Source organism: Pseudomonadota bacterium (genome assembly GCA_026388275.1).
Lineage (GTDB): Bacteria > Desulfobacterota > Syntrophorhabdia > Syntrophorhabdales > Syntrophorhabdaceae > JAPLKB01.
Map to the genome: position 1 here is coordinate 1 of JAPLKB010000034.1, position 17,586 is coordinate 17,586.

The 17,586-nt window shown below is 43.4% G+C and carries 19 protein-coding genes and 1 riboswitch; of the genes, 14 read left to right on the forward strand and 5 right to left on the reverse strand.

Features of this window, described 5'->3' with window-relative positions:
* Positions 1 to 398: 398 nt before the first annotated feature.
* From NT010_08980 to NT010_08990, 3 genes are all read right to left on the reverse strand, one after another.
* The gene (locus tag NT010_08980) at positions 399 to 560 is read right to left on the reverse strand and encodes a hypothetical protein (protein ID MCX5806181.1); all 162 of its coding nucleotides are present in this window, start codon (positions 558 to 560) and stop codon (positions 399 to 401) included.
* Between the two features lie 430 nt (positions 561 to 990).
* Positions 991 to 2,175 (reverse strand): ATP-binding protein, encoded by a 1,185-nt coding sequence (locus NT010_08985; protein MCX5806182.1) that lies wholly within the window; start codon positions 2,173 to 2,175, stop codon positions 991 to 993.
* A 250-nt stretch (positions 2,176 to 2,425) separates the two neighbouring features.
* Complete coding sequence (locus NT010_08990) at positions 2,426 to 2,605, reverse strand: hypothetical protein (protein ID MCX5806183.1); 180 nt, start codon at positions 2,603 to 2,605, stop codon at positions 2,426 to 2,428.
* 491 nt (positions 2,606 to 3,096) lie between these two features.
* Here NT010_08990 and NT010_08995 point away from each other — a divergent pair, with 491 nt between their 5' ends.
* Positions 3,097 to 3,285 (forward strand): hypothetical protein, encoded by a 189-nt coding sequence (locus NT010_08995; protein ID MCX5806184.1) that lies wholly within the window; start codon positions 3,097 to 3,099, stop codon positions 3,283 to 3,285.
* Positions 3,286 to 3,336: 51 nt separating this feature from the next.
* Here NT010_08995 and NT010_09000 read toward each other — a convergent pair whose 3' ends face one another.
* On the reverse strand, positions 3,337 to 4,467 hold the full coding sequence (locus tag NT010_09000; GenBank protein MCX5806185.1) for a putative sulfate/molybdate transporter: 1,131 nt from the start codon (positions 4,465 to 4,467) through the stop codon (positions 3,337 to 3,339).
* A 183-nt stretch (positions 4,468 to 4,650) separates the two neighbouring features.
* Positions 4,651 to 4,843, forward strand: a riboswitch (cobalamin riboswitch).
* Positions 4,844 to 4,873: 30 nt separating this feature from the next.
* On the opposite strand from NT010_09000, the gene NT010_09005 reads away from it, so the two are divergent.
* The 13 genes from NT010_09005 to NT010_09065 all read left to right on the forward strand — a co-directional run bounded on the left by NT010_09005 (position 4,874) and on the right by NT010_09065 (position 16,803).
* Positions 4,874 to 6,790, forward strand: coding sequence for a TonB-dependent receptor (locus NT010_09005; protein ID MCX5806186.1), 1,917 nt, complete (start codon positions 4,874 to 4,876; stop codon positions 6,788 to 6,790).
* Positions 6,741 to 7,733, forward strand: coding sequence for an asparagine synthase-related protein (locus NT010_09010; protein ID MCX5806187.1), 993 nt, complete (start codon positions 6,741 to 6,743; stop codon positions 7,731 to 7,733). Before NT010_09005 ends, NT010_09010 begins: the two co-directional genes overlap by 50 nt.
* Positions 7,734 to 7,803: 70 nt before the next feature.
* Complete coding sequence (locus NT010_09015) at positions 7,804 to 8,022, forward strand: hypothetical protein (GenBank protein ID MCX5806188.1); 219 nt, start codon at positions 7,804 to 7,806, stop codon at positions 8,020 to 8,022.
* A gap of 38 nt (positions 8,023 to 8,060) precedes the next feature.
* Positions 8,061 to 8,732, forward strand: coding sequence for a diphthine--ammonia ligase (locus NT010_09020; GenBank protein ID MCX5806189.1), 672 nt, complete (start codon positions 8,061 to 8,063; stop codon positions 8,730 to 8,732).
* Complete coding sequence (locus NT010_09025) at positions 8,732 to 9,601, forward strand: cobalamin-binding protein (protein ID MCX5806190.1); 870 nt, start codon at positions 8,732 to 8,734, stop codon at positions 9,599 to 9,601. Before NT010_09020 ends, NT010_09025 begins: the two co-directional genes overlap by 1 nt.
* Positions 9,602 to 9,604: 3 nt before the next feature.
* Entirely contained in the window at positions 9,605 to 10,609 is a 1,005-nt protein-coding gene (locus NT010_09030) for an iron ABC transporter permease (protein MCX5806191.1), read from the forward strand.
* Positions 10,606 to 11,403 carry an ABC transporter ATP-binding protein gene (locus NT010_09035; protein ID MCX5806192.1) on the forward strand — a complete coding sequence of 266 codons (798 nt, stop codon included), beginning with the start codon at positions 10,606 to 10,608 and terminating at the stop codon, positions 11,401 to 11,403. Before NT010_09030 ends, NT010_09035 begins: the two co-directional genes overlap by 4 nt.
* Positions 11,391 to 11,909 (forward strand): bifunctional adenosylcobinamide kinase/adenosylcobinamide-phosphate guanylyltransferase, encoded by a 519-nt coding sequence (gene cobU / locus NT010_09040; GenBank protein ID MCX5806193.1) that lies wholly within the window; start codon positions 11,391 to 11,393, stop codon positions 11,907 to 11,909. The genes NT010_09035 and cobU overlap by 13 nt, the downstream gene beginning before the upstream one ends.
* 369 nt (positions 11,910 to 12,278) lie before the next feature.
* Positions 12,279 to 13,325: a nicotinate-nucleotide--dimethylbenzimidazole phosphoribosyltransferase gene (gene cobT, locus NT010_09045; GenBank protein MCX5806194.1), complete on the forward strand. Its 1,047-nt coding sequence runs from the start codon at positions 12,279 to 12,281 to the stop codon at positions 13,323 to 13,325.
* Positions 13,322 to 14,140 carry an adenosylcobinamide-GDP ribazoletransferase gene (locus tag NT010_09050; protein ID MCX5806195.1) on the forward strand — a complete coding sequence of 273 codons (819 nt, stop codon included), beginning with the start codon at positions 13,322 to 13,324 and terminating at the stop codon, positions 14,138 to 14,140. The genes cobT and NT010_09050 overlap by 4 nt, the downstream gene beginning before the upstream one ends.
* On the forward strand, positions 14,131 to 15,129 hold the full coding sequence (gene cbiB, locus NT010_09055) for an adenosylcobinamide-phosphate synthase CbiB (protein MCX5806196.1): 999 nt from the start codon (positions 14,131 to 14,133) through the stop codon (positions 15,127 to 15,129). The genes NT010_09050 and cbiB overlap by 10 nt, the downstream gene beginning before the upstream one ends.
* Entirely contained in the window at positions 15,126 to 16,190 is a 1,065-nt protein-coding gene (gene cobD, locus NT010_09060) for a threonine-phosphate decarboxylase CobD (GenBank protein ID MCX5806197.1), read from the forward strand. The genes cbiB and cobD overlap by 4 nt, the downstream gene beginning before the upstream one ends.
* Entirely contained in the window at positions 16,183 to 16,803 is a 621-nt protein-coding gene (locus tag NT010_09065; GenBank protein MCX5806198.1) for a histidine phosphatase family protein, read from the forward strand. Before cobD ends, NT010_09065 begins: the two co-directional genes overlap by 8 nt.
* Before the next feature lie 37 nt (positions 16,804 to 16,840).
* On the opposite strand, the gene NT010_09070 is transcribed toward NT010_09065, so the two are convergent.
* A complete protein-coding gene (locus NT010_09070; GenBank protein MCX5806199.1) occupies positions 16,841 to 17,566 on the reverse strand; it encodes a flavodoxin family protein in 726 nt (241 codons plus the stop codon).
* Between the last annotated feature and the right edge of the window lie 20 nt (positions 17,567 to 17,586).

The window sequence follows — 17,586 nt, forward strand, 5'->3', positions numbered from 1 at the left end:
CTCGAAGTTGCCGCTTGGTCTGATAAAACTTTGATTTGTCCGGGTCATTTCTCCTCCTTTTCTTTTAAGAAAAAGCAGAATAAATAATGATCCTTAGCAGTCTAACGGTCAATAAATTTTGTTACGTATAGGTAGGTGGAAGAAAAATTATCCAGTTAAGGGTAGAAGGCGCACATTTCAATCCGAAGTCTTTGCCTCTGCGAAACCACGCAGTATGCACATTGGTACTGGTTTCGGGTCTGTTGATTCTGGTTTTCTTCTTTTGTATGCGGTGAGTTTTTTTCAAGTACTGCATTTGTTACAGGCGTCTCCATTATTTCATCAAATGTGGTAAAAAAGTCAGGAATTCAAAGGTTAGCGGCAAAGAGATATCCCTATGAAAAGGGGAGTTTTTCTGCCTAAATTACATCCTGTATTTTCAAAACAGGTTTTAAAAGTGATATCGTGTTGAACAGCGTCTTTATTGATTTTCCAGAGATTTCCGAAATTGCTACAACAGTTGTAGCAATTTCTTTCTGTAGGTTTTCAGGTATCCGATTGTAGTTTATCAACTCACTCATCACCCCATCCAGATTGTATCCCTTATCAGGATGTTTTGCTTGAATAAAGGATAATATTCCTTTGGTCCGATCTATGGGATTCAAGTCTTCTCGTTGGAGGTTTTCTGTCAATTGGATGGCCAGTATTTCATCCTTTTGGGTGACTATATTAACAATTCTTGCCGGGATGGATTCAAGGCCCAGCTTCTGAACTGCAAGATATCTTCTTTCCCCGCAGAGGAGAAGGTATTTATCTTTTTCATCAACGTTTGTTTCCTTGAGCAGTCCGCGAAGAGATGCCGTTATAGGAGGTGTTTTTTGGTATGGATTGTATCTGTATTAAGGATACGAAAATAATCGGCAACCACTTGCGACAAGGATAAACTTTTTTTTCGGGCGTATGTTTTTGCCTGTTCAATGAGGTTGTCATCAAGACTATTTTGATTCTTAACTATCCACCCAATTTTGCTGACAGCCACGCAGGAAAATGATGCCAGGGGATTGCAAGGTTATTGAATGGCATTTGCATCTCCTTTTCAATCCTGCATACCAGCAAGCCCGTTTCAGACGCATCGTTTCCGGCCAGAGACTTGAAACGGTTAAGCGGTTCCAGGTGTTTCAAAGATGGGGTTGAAGTAAGTTTTATCTCTATGGGGTACATTTTTGCGCCTGCCCGAACAATTAAGTCTACCTCAAGGCCGTCGTGTGAGCGCCAAAAAAACACATCCGCCTTCATCCCCTTGTTTGCAAAAAATTTAACTGCTTCACATATTATCAGACCCTCAAAGATTGCACCGCTCATTGCACCGGAAAGTGTTGAAATTGCATCCGGCTGCCTTGTCAGTGCACAGACAATGAGAGAATCGAGGAAATAGAGTTTCGGGGTTTTCACTAACCGTTTTCCATAGTTACTAAAATACGGGGGGAGAAAACAACAGAGATATGACGCTTCAAGAACAGATGACCATGCCTTTATGGTAGGTAAGGATACTCCACACTCTCTCGATAGATTTGCAGTGTTAAATGTCTGGCTGTGATTTGCTGCGCAAAAACCAAGAAATAGCTCAAACAACCTGATGTCTTTAATGTTTTGAAGCTGTCTTACATCGCGCTCAATATAAGTTTGTATATAGGAACGAATCCATAAGTCCCTTTTCTCTGGATAAAGAGACGGTTCAGGGTAACCTCCATTCCATATAACCGCTTCCAACGACGCCCCGCCTTCCTTCATGCTTTCAGTCATACTGAACGGCAGAAGATCAAGTATTGCAATCCGCCCTGCAAGCGATTCGCTTACATTCTTCATTAGATGAAACTGCTGAGAACCGGTCAGCACCCATAGTCCCGGTGTATTTCTGTCGTTATCTATACGGATTTTGATATACGGGAATATCTCAGGGACATGTTGAACTTCATCAAGGATAACATGCCTTTTTGTGAACCTGTTTAAAAATCCATTGGGGTCAGACAGGGCAAAACTTCTTTCAAACGGGTCATCGAGGCTGACATAGTCCGATGCTTCGCCTATTTCATTAAGTAAAAACGTGGTTTTTCCCGACTGCCTCGGTCCTGTCACCAATACCGATGGGAAAGATTTTAATGCCTCTGCCAGTTTTGATGATAAGAGCCTGGACACATACATATTGACAATAATAAATTACAACTTTATATCTGTCAAGACAAATAATTGAAATACGCTGCCTCCTTTTCCTGGGAAAGACTGGGGGTCAGGTCTTGTTTTTTTGCACGCATTATTCCAATTCTAAATCAAGGCGCTATCATCGTTGGCTTCGTCATCAGATCCTCGACGTACTGCTATCGTACGCCTACGTCTCTTCTTCCTTGCCGCCTTGATTTCATCCTTGATTTAAAACTGGAATTGATCCTCACACCTGCGGAACAGGTTTTTTAATCGGTTTTATTGGCGCAATCTCCGGGTTGGTTACAGGCGTCTCCATTATTTCATCAAATATGGTAAAAAAGTCAGGACTTCCAAGGTTAGCGGCAAAGAGATATCCCTGTGAAAAGGGGAGTTTTTCTGTCTGAATTACATCTTGTATTTTCAAAACATGTTTTAAAAGTGATATCGTGCGATGCAGCGTCTGTATTTACTTTGCAGAGATTTCAGAAATCGTTACAACTGTTGTAACGATTTCTTTCTGTAGGTTTTCGGGTCTCCGATTGTAGCTTATCAACTCACTCATCACCCAGTCCAAGATGAAAATAAATAAACCAAACAAATCATGATGATATGGTATTGTCAAAAGTTTCATGCACAATTAATATGAAGATTGAACCTCCCCGCAGCAGGGTGCAGGTTATCACTGGGAAGAGGCTCATATCCCCCTCACCCCGCCCTCTCCCCCGGAGGGGCGAGGGCAAGTAGTAACCCTACAGCAAGCTTCAGGGCAAGTAGTAACCCTACAGCAAACTGCAGGGAATCATTTGGATTGAATATGGGCAGGACTCTACAAAGCAAAATAGAGGGTATGTAGAAAATAAAATTGAAAATGAAGAAACTTGCCCCCTTCTTTATTCCGGCTTAGCATCAATGTAGATGCTAAGCCGGATTGAGTGGGCAGCGGCATGGCAGGGATGTTTCAGATTCGGATGGGCTGTTAGACTTGAAGGCCGTAGACGTACTCAACGTACGTCGGAGGATCGCAAGTCGAAGCAGAGCGCCGAAGATGAACATCCCAATCATGCCGCTGACCGACCAAGTGAAAAGACAGACAAAACTGCTTAAGATCCGGTCTGCTCAGTTACCAGGGAAAGAAGGGTAAATAAAACTTGCAGTTTATATTCTGATCCAACGGCGTTCAATGGCATAGTAGATAAATAATCCCGCCAGATAGGCTGCGCCCATGTTCCACATTGCAGTACCGGCGGTGATGACAAGGACAAAAAGGTTCTCCTTCTTTAGCTTCACATCCTTGATGGTCATGGCAAGTTCCACACCCGCGAAAAAAAGAATCACGCCGAGAATAGACCGGGGAAAGACCTGAAGTATGAGCGATATTGAGTCGCTCAGGAAAAGCCCGGAAAAAAGGGTAATCAGGCCGAGTATTACCAGGGCACCGCCGGTTTTTGCTCCAAAACGTATATGTCCCGCCATACCTCCTGCACCGTGACAGACCGGGATACCGCCAATGCAAGGGCTGATAAGGTTCATCACTCCATGATCGATACTGATTTTCCTGGCTGTCACCGGCCTGTCCGGAAAATATTGATTATTCTCGGCAACAGTGCCGATGATGGCATTGCCAAGGGTAAGCGGCACCTGGGGGAGTCCCAGGACTATAAACCCTGTCAGCAGTTCGCTCCACGAAATCCGCGGAAGCCCGATCTCCGGCCACCGGAACCTAACTGAAATATGGGCCAGGTCACCAAACAATCCCGGATTATGAATGAATGAAACAACGATCCCGTAAGAAAGAAGGACCAGCATCGCCGGATATCGTTTGCTGTTCAGGAGAATCAAAGTCAAAACAGCGCCTCCGATAGCAAATACCGGCTGCGTTCTCATCATGCTCAGTCCCTCAGCAATGAAGCTGAGGCCGAGGCCGACCATTATGCCTCTTACCACAGGCTTGGCAGTGATCTTCTGAATCACTGTAATGGCGCCTGTGAAGCCCATTAAAAGCCAGAAAACCCCGGTAAAAATACCCGCGCCCCAGATCATTCCCGGAGAGATAGTGCTTGCATGAGCAATGGACATTCCCCCGATCGCTTTCATGGGCTGAATCGGCATAGGCGTTCTGAAATAAAGGCCCGCAAAGATTTTGAAGAGCCCGAATGTAACGAGAATACCCAGGGGGTCCATCTTGTTAAGAGTGATATAGCCTACAATAAAAGGGATTAACGTTCCCAGATCTCCGAAGGCACCGGCAAATTCCATTCTGTCGTATTGATTACCAAAAATCTTCATAGAGCCTTTCCGCTAATCATCCTATGCCTGCTGTCAATGGGCACAGAGGAACATTTTTTCTCCATCACACAACATTAACATTCAAGAAAGAGCCGTTCAAGAAGAAAGATGAAAAGAAAAGGCACAAAAAGTATATCAAAAATATCTTTAAGATATTATTATTGAAATTTAATTCAATGCATGATAAAGATTTCAACTAAGCAATATTCGTCCGATTTGCAAGGGAAGTGAAGTGAAAATCTTCCACTGTCCCGCAACTGTGACGGGTTAAAGGCAACGCATGGCATATGCCGGCCACTGTCCTGAAAAAGGATGGGAAGGCGCGTAAGCTCAACGCCCGGAAGTCAGGAAACCTTGGATTGGATGTCTTAAGATACTGTCCTTACGAGGCATAAGGAGGTTACTCTTGAAACATGTATTATCAACATTTCTTTTATTCCTTATTTTTTTAATTCCCCATACAGCACAGGGTCTGCAAACTTACAGTTTAGACAAAATTGTTGTTACCGCAACAAGGGTAGAAACACCGGCGGAAGAAGTCGCAAGCTCGATCAGCATCGTCACCTCAAAAGAGATTGAGGACAAAAAACAGCCTATTGTTCTGGATATCCTCCGCGGATTACCGGGAGTTGACGTTACTCAAACCGGAGGACTGGGCAGGACATCCTCAATATATATGCGGGGCGCTAATCCGGAACATACACTTGTATTGATCGATGGAATGGAAGTAAACGATGTTATGCACTTCGGCAGACTCTACGACTTTTCGGACCTTACGATTGACAATATCGAGCGCATCGAGGTCTTACGGGGGCCTCAAAGCACCCTTTATGGTTCAGGCGCTATAGGAGGCGTTATAAACATAATTACAAAAAAGGGAGCCGGTAAACCGAAGTTCTTTGTGTCTGGAGAAGGCGGTTCCTATAATACTTATAGAGAATCTGCAGGATTAGAGGGCTCACTGAAAAATTTTCATTATTCTTTAGGTGCTTCCCATATTAATTCAAAAGGCATCTCATCGGCAAACAGAGGGGACGGCAATATTGAAACCGACGGATATGATAATATGTCCCTTTCATCCAGGTTCGGATTTAGCCTTGGGGAATATGTCAATACCGATTTTGTTGTCCATTATACCAAAGCAAGATCAGATATAGATAATGGCGGCGGCATAGGCGGAGATGATATCAATAACATATACAGGGTTGTCCAGCTTCTCTTGAAAGGCAAGGTTGATATCACCCTTTATGATGGAAAATGGATGCAGTCCATAGAGTTCGCTACCAACACCAATGACAGGACAAACTTTAATCCACAGGATTTCCAGCATCCTCTTGATGCAGAAAGAGCAAGTTATAACGGAAGGCTTGACAAAATAGGATGGCAGCATGTTGTTGAGGTGCACAGAACAAATACGCTCACCTTTGGTGTGGAATATAAGGAAGAGACGGGAAAATCAGATTACCGCTGGATAAGCGCCTGGGGCCCCGGGACAAGTCTCTTTCCCGAAAAATCTGCGCATAATACGGGCTATTACATACAGGATCAGATTAGGCTGGGGGAACAGTTTTTTGGAACCATAGGCATGCGCCTGGATGATCACAGTGAGATAGGATCGAAAATCACATATCGGATTGCCCCTGCATATTTCATAAAACAGACCGGAACAAAGATACGGGGAACATACGGCACCGGAGAGAGGGCTCCTTCCCTGTATCAGCTTTATGCACCGGCAACAGTGTGGAGTCCTGTGGGTAATGCGAATTTAAAACCGGAGGAGAGCAAGGGCTGGGATTTTGGGATAGACCAGGATTTTTTTCATGAAAAAGTCACCCTTGGTATCACCTATTTTAATAACACATTCAAAAACCTCATAGACTTCGATAATGCCCTCGGTTACGTAAATATCGGAAAGGCAAGAACTGACGGAGTGGAGTTCTCAACCAGGATTAAGGCAAGAGATGATCTTATATTAGATTTCAGCTATACCTATATGGACACCGAGAATCAGGATACCGACGAATCTTTATTAAGAAGACCGAAGAATAAGTTCAGCGCTGATGCAAACTATAGTTTTTCAGAAAAAGGAAGCGTTAATCTCAGGATTCTTTATACTGGCCAAAGGAGAGACTGGATGCCGTATCCTTCAAGCGGTATAGTTGGAGGACATACATTGGTAAATGCTGCAGCCAAATACAATATAACCAAACAAATCCAGTTATTCGGAAGGATTGAGAACCTCCTGAACAGAAAATATCAGGAGGTCCATGGATATGGAACACCAGGATTTTCCATGTACGGAGGGTTTAAGGTTGACTATTGAGAATATAACATCACAGCTGAATAAAGTTTTCACCAATGCTGTTAAAAAGATAGCTGCACCCGGTATACTATTCTCAGGCGGGCTTGATACGAGCATCATCGCAGCCATTGCATGCCGTATATATGCACCATCTGAAGTTCAGGCTGTTACAATAAATCTTTTGTCTGAGGGTGAAGACCTCCAGTACTCAAAAGAGCTTGCACAGACTCTCCGATTCCATCATATTCAGAGATCGATAAGCATTGATGAAGCAATAGAGGCTATTCCCATTGTAATAAAAGCACTTGGGAGTTTCGATCCTGCAATACCGAATGATATTACAGCCTACTACGGTTTAAAGACCCTCTCCGGTATGGGCATCACTTCATTCATGACAGGAGACGGCGCAGACGAGCTTTTCGGCGGTTATGATTTTATGAAGGAAATTGATGATTTACCCGGTTATATAAGAAGGATCGCTTCACACATGTCTTTCAGTTCCAATATGCTCGCCGATTTTCTGGCTATGGACGTAAGGCAGCCCTTCCTTGATAAAAATGTAATCAAATTTGCCCTGGAAATACCGAATGAGTTAAGGATACGGGAAGAGCACGGGATAATCCACGGCAAATGGGTTCTCAGAAAAGCCTTCGAAGACCTTCTCCCGTCCAAATTCATCTGGCAAGGCAAAAGGCCCCTTGAATACGGCTCCGGTATGACAAGACTCAGAGGCATCATATCTTCAATGATCAGCGACGAAGAGTTTCAAAATAATCCTTATCCTATAAGATTTTTTAACAAAGAACATTTCTATTATTTCAAGGTGTTTTGTGAGGTCGTCGGCACGATCCCGGGGCCGGAAGAAGGAGAAAAATCATGTCCGGGCTGCGGCGCCGGTATGCCGGTAGATTCCTTCCACTGCCATGTGTGCGGGCATGTACTGGAGTTGCTAAATGGGTCATGAAAAATGGGTGTAAAGTATGAGTAAAGAAAACTTGAACAATACAGAAAAATGTGGAGATAGGTAGTTTAAAATGAAGATATCTGTTTTTTTATTTCCGAATTCACATAAGCGTGTATGTGAATTCGGATTGAGTGGGCTGCGGCTTGTAAGAAATGATTCAGATGTGGATGAGATGCAAGCCTTGCAGACCGGAGGCGTACTTAACGTACGTCGGAGGATCGCAAGGCGCAGCAGATCGCCGCAGATAAGCATTTCTTCCAAGCCGCTGACCGAACAAAGAAAAAACTAGGGGGAAAACAAAGTTTTTATTTACTAAAGGAGCGTATTATGAAAACATTTTGTTCATGGAGCGGTGGAAAAGACAGTGCTCTGGCATTCTATGAGGCAACCAGATCAGGTATAGAAATTACTCATTTACTCAATATGGCAACGGAAAACGGTGAGCATTCACGCACTCATGGTCTTACATCAGGTCTTCTCGCCTCTCAATCTGAAGCAATCAATATCAGTCTGTTACAACAAAAGGCATCCTGGGATACCTATGAAAAAGAATTCAAGAAAGCTCTTTCAATCATCAAAGACGGAGATGCACTTAGAGGAGTCTTCGGGGATATTGACATGATAGAACATAGAGACTGGGTGGAACGGGTATGTCTGGAGTCAGGAGTGGAACCCATACTTCCACTTTGGTTGAAAGACAGGGAGGAAATCCTTATCAGCTTTATTGATGCAGGGTTTAAGGCCATAGTTGTAGCAACGGATGAACGATACTTAGGCGAAGAATGGCTCGGAAGGGAGATAAACAGGGCTTTTATACATGATTTAAAAGCATTAAATAATGTCGATCTCTGTGGAGAAAAAGGAGAATATCATACTTTTGTTTATGATGGCCCAATTTTTAAAAAACCTGTAGAATTCAACGTAGTAAGAAAGATATTAATGGATTCATACCGGATTCTGGAACTTGCGCCCAAAGATGGAGGAGCGGCTGACAAGTAATGCAAAGACACGTCATAACAGCACTTTTTATTGTACTTTATGCCTGTTCAGGCCTTTTTATCCTATCCGCCCCTTGTACAGGCGAACCTGCGGCAAAAAACGTCCCGCACAGGATCATTTCCCTGGGTCCTGCCATTACGGAAGCCCTATACTTCCTTGGAGTTGAAGACAGAGTCGTAGGCGTCACCACATACTGTCAGAAACCACCTGAGGCGGCAAAAAAAGAAAAAATAGGCACCATAATTGAAATCAATACGGAAAAAATAATCAACCTCAGACCTGACCTTGTAATCGGTACAGGGCTTACAAATTCAAAAGATATCAAGAAATTAAAAAATCTCGGGATTAATGTGGTAACTTTCGATATATCAAAAGACTTTGACCGGCTATGCCAAATTTTCCTTGATCTCGGCAAATTGGTGGGAAAAGAAGAACAGGCCCGGACTATGATAGCTGAATCGAGAAAAAAGATAGTAAAAACACAAAAAAAGGTTGAAAATCTTCCCCGTAAAAAGGTATTTGTCCAGCTCGGCTCCAAACCGCTTTTTGCAGTAACAAGGGATTACTTTATCAATGATCTTATAGAATTTGCAGGCGGTGTAAATATTTTTAAAGACGCAAAGTCCGGTCTTATAAGCAGGGAAGAAGTGGTACGGCGCAATCCTGACATATTGATTATCACAACTATGGGCATTGCCGGCGAAAAAGAGCAAAAATCATGGCAGCAATACAAAACCATAAACGCTGTGAAAAACAAGCATATATATCTCGTAGATTCCGACAAAATATGCAGCCCTACGCCGGTCAGCTTTGTAGAATTGCTTGAAGAGATTGTAAAAATATTGCATCCTGAAGCATTTGAAGGATAGGGAATGAAAAAAACTATATTAAACTGGCCGCTCTCCATGCTTCTTTCAGTGGGTTTTCTTCTTGCTGCAAGCCTTTATTCACTGGGCAGCGGTTCCTCCGACATCACCCTGAAAGATGTCATACCAACGCTCTTAAAGGGCAGCGGAACCCCTGAGTTCAGCATTCTTTTTGATATCCGAATACCCAGGATTCTGCTTGGCTTTGCTGTCGGGGGCTCTTTAAGCCTTGCCGGAGTTATCCTTCAGGGCATGTTCCGGAACCCTCTCGTTGAGCCATATACACTTGGTATTTCAGGAGGCGCTGCCCTTGGAGTAGCCCTCTGTATTATTCTGGGACTTCACAGGGTATTCCCGGACCTTGCCATGCCGCTTTTCGGATTCATTGGAGCTTTTGCTGTAGCCCTTCCCATATCACTTATAAATATAAGGAAGGGTATGGTAAAAACAGAAGGGCTTCTTCTTACAGGAGTCATGATAAGCTATATATCTTCCTCTATAGTTACACTTATATTGGCAATATCAAGCACCGAAGATCTCCAGGGCATCATATTCTGGATAATGGGATCACTCGAAGAACCGAGCTGGTTGCTCATTTCCATTGTCCTCTTTATTTCCTTGATCTGCCTTGTCTTGTCTTACATCTTTTCTTTAGACCTGAACGCCCTTGCACTGGGCGAAGAAGAGGCCATTCATCTCGGGGTAAATGTGGAAAGGGCGAAAAAGATACTCTTTCTCATTGCATCGGTTTTAACAGGAGTCAGTGTATCCATTGCAGGGATAATCGGCTTTGTCGGGCTTGTTGTCCCTCACTTTGTAAGGATGCTTGCAGGGTATGACCACAGAGTGCTTCTGGTCATGTCATTTATCACAGGCGCAGGTTTTCTCATATTCTGCGACACCCTGGCGCGGACGATCATTTCGCCGGTGGAACTTCCTGTAGGGGTAATAACGGGCATACTCGGCGGAAGCCTTTTTGTCTATGCTCTGGGCAGGAGGTTTCTAAAATGATTCAAATAAACAATTTTTCATGCGGATATGGCTCTAAAACTATTCTGAATAATATCGATCTCCGGGTAGACAAAGGAGAATTTGTAGGCATCATAGGACCTAACGGATCAGGAAAGACTACATTACTTCGCGGAATTACACGATTAGCAAAACATTTCGGAGGCACGATCCTTTTCGACGGGAAAGATATAAGGGGGATGGGTTTCAGAGAAATTGCACAAAAGATTGCCGTAGTTTCCCAGGGCATACCTGCGACAATAATGACTGTCGAAGAATATGTTCTCCTCGGCAGATTACCCCATTACAGTACATTCCAATTGTTCGAAACCGAAAAGGATATTGAACTTGCCGAATATTGCATGGAACTTACCGATACAATAAAATTTAAAGACAGGTATATCTCGGAGTTGAGCAGCGGAGAGGTACAGCTTGCACTCATTGCACGGGCACTCACACAGGAGCCGGTGCTGCTTCTTCTTGATGAACCTACCGCCCATCTGGATATTACTCATCAGGTAGGAATCCTGGACCTCATCAAAAAACTGAATATGGAGTATGCTCTTACTATTATCATCGTGCTTCACGATCTCAACCTTGCAGCAGAATATTGCGACCGTCTAATCCTGATGGACAAAGGCACCATCAAAAGGGCGGGGGAACCGAAAGACGTACTGAATTACAGTGATATAGAAGAGGTCTATAAGACAGTTGTTGTTGTGGAAACAAATCCTCTGTCTTCCAAGCCCTTCGTGCTTGTAGTAACTGAGGAGGTAAAAAAACGATGCAAAAGATAGTCATTGTGCTGGGAGGCGCCAGGAGTGGAAAAAGTTATTATGCTCTGGCAGAGGCATCGCTCATAAAGGGGAAAAAAGCCTTTATTGCAACAGCAGAGCCTCTTGACGATGAGATGTATATCCGCATAGAAAATCATAAGAAGGAAAGGGGAAACGACTGGGATACCTACGAAGAACCGCTCCAAATAGCGCCCCTTATTAACAGGATCAAAGGAAAATACAATGTAATCCTGATAGACTGCCTTACCTTATGGGTTTCGAACATCATGCACGCCGGCCTTGACATTGCTGAAGAAACAGGGAAACTTGTTTCCGCACTTTCAACCGCTTCCCCTGCCCCGCTATATATAATCTCAAATGAAGTAGGATTGGGACTTGTCCCTGAATCGCCTCTCGGGAGGGCCTACAGGGATAATCTGGGGCACGTGAACCGGCAGGTTGCACAGGCAGCATCGGATGTAATTTTCATGGTTGCAGGCATACCATTAAAAATAAAAACATCATAAATATTTTCATGAAATGGCTACAAAGATTGAATAATGATAAACCAGAGGCAGTGATCGAGAAGTATGGGAAATGAAGAAATCTTTTCTTCATTTCCGCCGGATTCACATAAGCTTATATGTGAATCCGGCTTGAGTGGGCAGCGGCATGGAAGTGAGATTTCATTGCGAGGGCAGTGTTGAGCAAAAATGCAGCAGATGTGGATGAGATGTAAGCCTTGCAGGCCGCAATCGTACTGAATGTACGATGGAGGATCGCAAGGCGCAGCAGATCGCCGCAGATGAGTATTTCTTCCATGCCGCTGCCCGATAAAGAGAAAAACCGGAAATGATATAACAAATACTCAACAAAACATAAGAGAGGCAAATTCGATGATAAAACTTACAATTGAACCGATAAAGACAGCATTGTTTGAATCTGCACAGACAAGACTCGACAGTCTTACAAAACCGATAGGCAGCCTTGGCAGACTTGAAGAATTTGCCAGAAAGCTTGTCGGCATATCAGGTTTGGAAATTCCCTCTCCTTTTTCAAAAAAGGCTATCTTCACCTTTGCCGGAGACCATGGGGTTACAGAGGAAGGTATATCTCTTTATCCGAAAGAAGTGACGGAACAGATGGTATATAACTTCCTCAGGGGCGGGGCAGGTATAAATATACTGGCAAGACATGCAGGAGCGGATGTTGTTGTTGTAGACATAGGCGTAGACTGTGATTTTACCGGACAGTCAGACCTCCTCATAAAAAAAGTCGTCAGAGGGACAAGGAATATGCGAAAAGGACCTGCCATGACCCGTGAAGAGGCAGAACGATGTATCGACACAGGTATTTCGCTCGCTATGGAATATGCTGACAAAGGCTATGGCATGTTCGGGACAGGGGATATGGGTATTGGCAATACCACTCCATCCAGCGCCATTGCAGCAGTCATTACAGGAAAACCCGTTTCCGGAGTAACCGGCAGAGGTACCGGTATATCCGATGAAGCCTTAAAACACAAGGTCAAGGTTATCGAAGATTCAATAGCCTTAAATAAACCGGACCCACAAGACCCGGTTGATGTGCTCTCCAAGGTGGGCGGCGCAGAGATAGGGGGAATTGCAGGGCTCATTCTCGGGGCTGCATCCCGGAGGATACCGGTGGTGGTAGACGGCTTCATTTCTACTGCCGGGGCACTTATAGCCTATGCTATAGAACCGGCTGCAGCAAATTATATGTTTGCAGCCCACAACTCAATAGAAATAGGTCATAAAATTATTCTTGATGCAATGGGCTTGCGGCCCATACTTGATCTGGACTTAAGACTCGGGGAAGGCACAGGGGCTGCCCTGGCAATGTTTATCATTGAAGGAGGTCTCAAAATATATCGTGAAATGGCTACATTTGATGAAGCAGGAGTTTCAAAGGAACTGCCGTGAAATTACGAAATATTGCCCTCGCCTTTCAGTTTCTTACCATCATACCGATAAAAACAACCGGTGAGGTCTCGGAAAAAGATATAGCTGACTCTTCGATCTTTTTTCCTGTTGTTGGGGCTTTTCAGGGGTTTATACTTGTTGCCTTATCTTTTTTTCTGTTGAAGGTCTTTTCTCCTGAGATAACCACTGCCCTTGTCCTTGTTGCATATCTTCTTACAAACGGAGGCTTTCACCAGGACGGCCTCTCCGACACATTTGACGCCATTTCTGTAAAATCCACAGGAAACAGGGCGCAGGATATACAAAAGAGACTGGCTGTAATGAAAGACAGCACAACAGGACCCATAGGAGTAATTGCTATTGTCTTTTCATTGCTCCTCAAATATCTTTTAATTAAGGCGATTCTGCAAATAGAGGGAAATGCCTGTTTTATCCTTTTTTTAATGCCTATTTATTCAAAATGGGCTATGGTATCAGTTATGTATCGTTCAAGGAGCGCACGTTCAGACGGCATCGGCAGGATTTTTCTTGAACGGGTCGGTTTCAAACACGCCCTCCTCTCAACTCTCCTTATTTTTTTTACGGGTTTAACAGCATTCTATGCCTGTGGATATGGCACGTCCTCCCTTGCTCAATTGGGAGAGTACAGATTTATCCTTTTCCTTTTCTGCGAAATAGCCGTTATTTTTCTTTTTTGTCTTTTTTTAAGACATATTTTCACAAATAAATTCGGCGGTCTCACAGGGGATAATTTTGGCGCTATCCACGAAATATCAGAAATTGTATTTCTGCTCGTTGCACTGATATGGAGATAATTAACAACCATATATTCATTATTTTACTTATCCTTGCATTCTTCCTCGACCTGGCCATAGGCGACCCCACCTGGCTTCCGCATCCTGTAAAAATCATCGGAAAAGGTATTGCCATAATGGAGTATCTTTTGACAAAACCGTTTTCAATGCAAGTGCAGGAGAGACTGGCCGGCACTCTTCTGACAGTAACAATTGTTTCTTCAACTTTCCTCCTTGCCTATATAACGGAAAAATGGATTCTCTTTGGCACACAAGGCATAACCAGATTTATCGGCATAGCCTTTCTTGTATATCTCACTGCAACGACTCTTGCAACAAAAGAACTTCTACGGGCAGGGTTTAAGGTCATAGGGGCTATTAAGGAAAATAATATTGACCTTGCAAGAAAGCATTTGCATATGATTGTAGGTCGTGACGTAGACGTTCTTGATAATAAAGGTATACTAAAGGCAACAATAGAGACTCTTTCCGAAAACCTATCTGACGGTGTCATCGCGCCCCTCTTTTATCTCACCATCGGAGGAATGCCCCTCGGTCTGACCTATAAGGCGATCAACACACTCGATTCCATGGTGGGGTATAAAAACGATAAGTATATACGTTTCGGTTGGGCCTCTGCACGTCTTGATGATCTTGCCAACTATATACCGGCACGTATCTCAGGTCTTCTTATTGTATTATCATCAGGCATCCTTTTTCGCTCTAAGGAAATTATGCGTTACGCCTTCACAACCATGTATCGCGACGGAAGGAAGCATACGAGCCCGAACAGCGGCTATCCGGAGGCTGCAATGGCAGGCGCTCTTGGCGTACAGCTTGGAGGGCCGTCAAAATACAATGGGGCTATTTTTGAAAAACCATATATAGGTTCTGAAAGGTCCGCAGACTATTTTTCCGCTTCTCTCGATACCATAAGGATTGTAAGGACAGCCTCATTTCTTGGCTTTTTTATTTCAATTGGTGTACTATGTCTGCTGATAATTTTATGACAGCTCATGGCGGAAACATATACAGTTTCATGGAGAAGAAAGGTCTGGATCAAAGGTCTGTAACAGATTTCAGTGCCTCTATCAACCCTTTGGGCACATCCAAAAATGTTATCCAGGAAATCAAAAAGAACCTGAAAAATCTTATCCATTATCCGGATATTCACGCAACCAGATTGATTGATAAAATCGCTGAGACGCTTGGTGTAAGCAAAAAATCCATAGTCTGCGGGAACGGGTCTACAGAACTGATTTATCTTGTCCCGAGAATAATGGGTTTCAGAAATGTCCTCATACCCCAGCCAACTTTCAGTGATTATGAACGGGCATGCAGAATTGCATATCCTTCATGCACCATCAAAGATTATATGCTTGAGCATAAGAACAACTTCGATATAGAAACAGAAGACTTACTAAATAAAATCCTGAATGCAAAACCTGATGCCGTATTTTTATGCAACCCCAATAATCCCACAGGAAGGCTTATTAAAAAAACATCACTTCTTCAAATAGCAGAACAGGCAAAAAAACAAAAATTCTATCTCATTGTAGACGAATCCTTCATTGATTTCTGTCCGGGGGAATCCGTTGCAGATAAAGTGGAAAAGAACCCCTATCTTATTGTATTAAAATCTATGACAAAGTTTTATGCACTTGCAGGCTTACGATTGGGTTACGGCATCTTTCCCGCCAATATTGCCGGGATGGTGCAGAAACATAAAGAGCCATGGAGCGTCAATACTCTTGCCCAGAGTGCCGGTATAACAGCATTGGATGACAGCGCATACAAAGAAAGGACGATGAAAATTGTAAAAAAACAAAAAAGAGTCCTGGAGAAGGGATTGCAAGGTCTTGGCATTGATTATATTCCTTCTCATGCAAACTACTATCTCTTACATACTCCCAAAGCTCTAAAAATTGCAGAACAGCTTGCAAAAAAAGGCATCATGGTTAGAGACTGTTCAAACTTCGAAGGACTTGACCACAGATATTTACGTATTGCAGTAAAATCACAAAAAGAGAACAATCTTCTCTTAAAATACATGGAGGGATGCATTGAATAGAAACAACCGTACACGATTATTTCTCATAAGACATGGTGATACAATCGACGAAGAAACAAAGAAAGTCTTTAAAGGTACCAGCGATATACCTTTGTCCGAAAAAGGCAGGGAAAAGCTGCAAAAAGCTTCACAATTTCTCACACGTTTTAATTTTGATCACATATACACATCCGCTCTTTCAAGGTGCATTGAAAGCGGGAAAATCATTGCCGAACCCCACAACATCGAGACGGAAATTGCCGAGGCCTTCAACGAAATCCATTTCGGCATCTGGGAAGGAAGAAGCTTTGAAGAAATAGATGAGGAAAACCCGACAGAATTCCGAAGATGGGTAAAAAACCCGGATATTCACACCCCGCCTCAAGGCGAACCTCTCATAGACGCCCAGCAAAGAAGCGTTGGCATTTTCAATGAAATGATAAGCAGGCACAGAGGACAAAATGTTGCAGTAGTCACCCATGCAGGCATACTAAGGCTCATACTCGCTTCGATCCTCGGCATGCAATTATCCTCAATATTCAAGATTGGCCAGGACTACGGCTGTATTAATATAATAGACATTTACAAGGATGATATTACTGTAATAAAGCTTCTCAATTTTACCTTGTACTAGAGGTGGTCAAGTTCTTTCAGGCTACTCCCAACAATACTTATTTCTGACCTGTTTCGCTCAGTTTCTTCCGGCACCAGGACTCGTATTTGGCTGCCGCAATGAGATACCCTTCTACTGTAAAGGGTGGTGTATTCAGCTCTTTTAAGATGCCTGCGTTTATTGACCCCTTAGCGGCAATTTCTTGACCAGCCTTTTTGATAAGCTCAATGTGCCGATTTAATGCATCCGGTTCCATCTGGATAGCAATGGAACCGGGGACGCATATCTCCGCAACGGCCTCAGAGCCGAAATTCAATGCCTGGGCGCGATATGTAGCGATAAGCGGTTCAAATGTTTCCATTTCCGGAAAACCCGATGTGGAAATAAGCATGAATTTTGCCGGCATACGCCAGGAAAAGAGGTGCCTTACTCTGCCGAAACGATCTTTGTTTAAAAAACCCTGCATGCAGCATACAGAGCGATCCATGACCTTTTTTAGCTGGGCGGACATATTGTCAGTATACACAGGCGTTGCCAACACCAACACATCCGATTTCTTCATCTTTTTATAGATATGTTCCATATCATCTTTGACGGCGCATTCTCCCAGAGTCTTGTGCATACATGAGAGACAGGCTGTGCATGGTGATATATCAAGACTTTGTACATTAAATTCTGTTACGCTTGCATTGCCGTCAATTAAGCCTTCAACGAAACTCTTGAGCAATCTTCCCGTTACTCCTTTCTGTCCTCTTGCGCTGCCGTTAAGAATCAATACCTCCATAACACCCTCCAAAGTTTTTT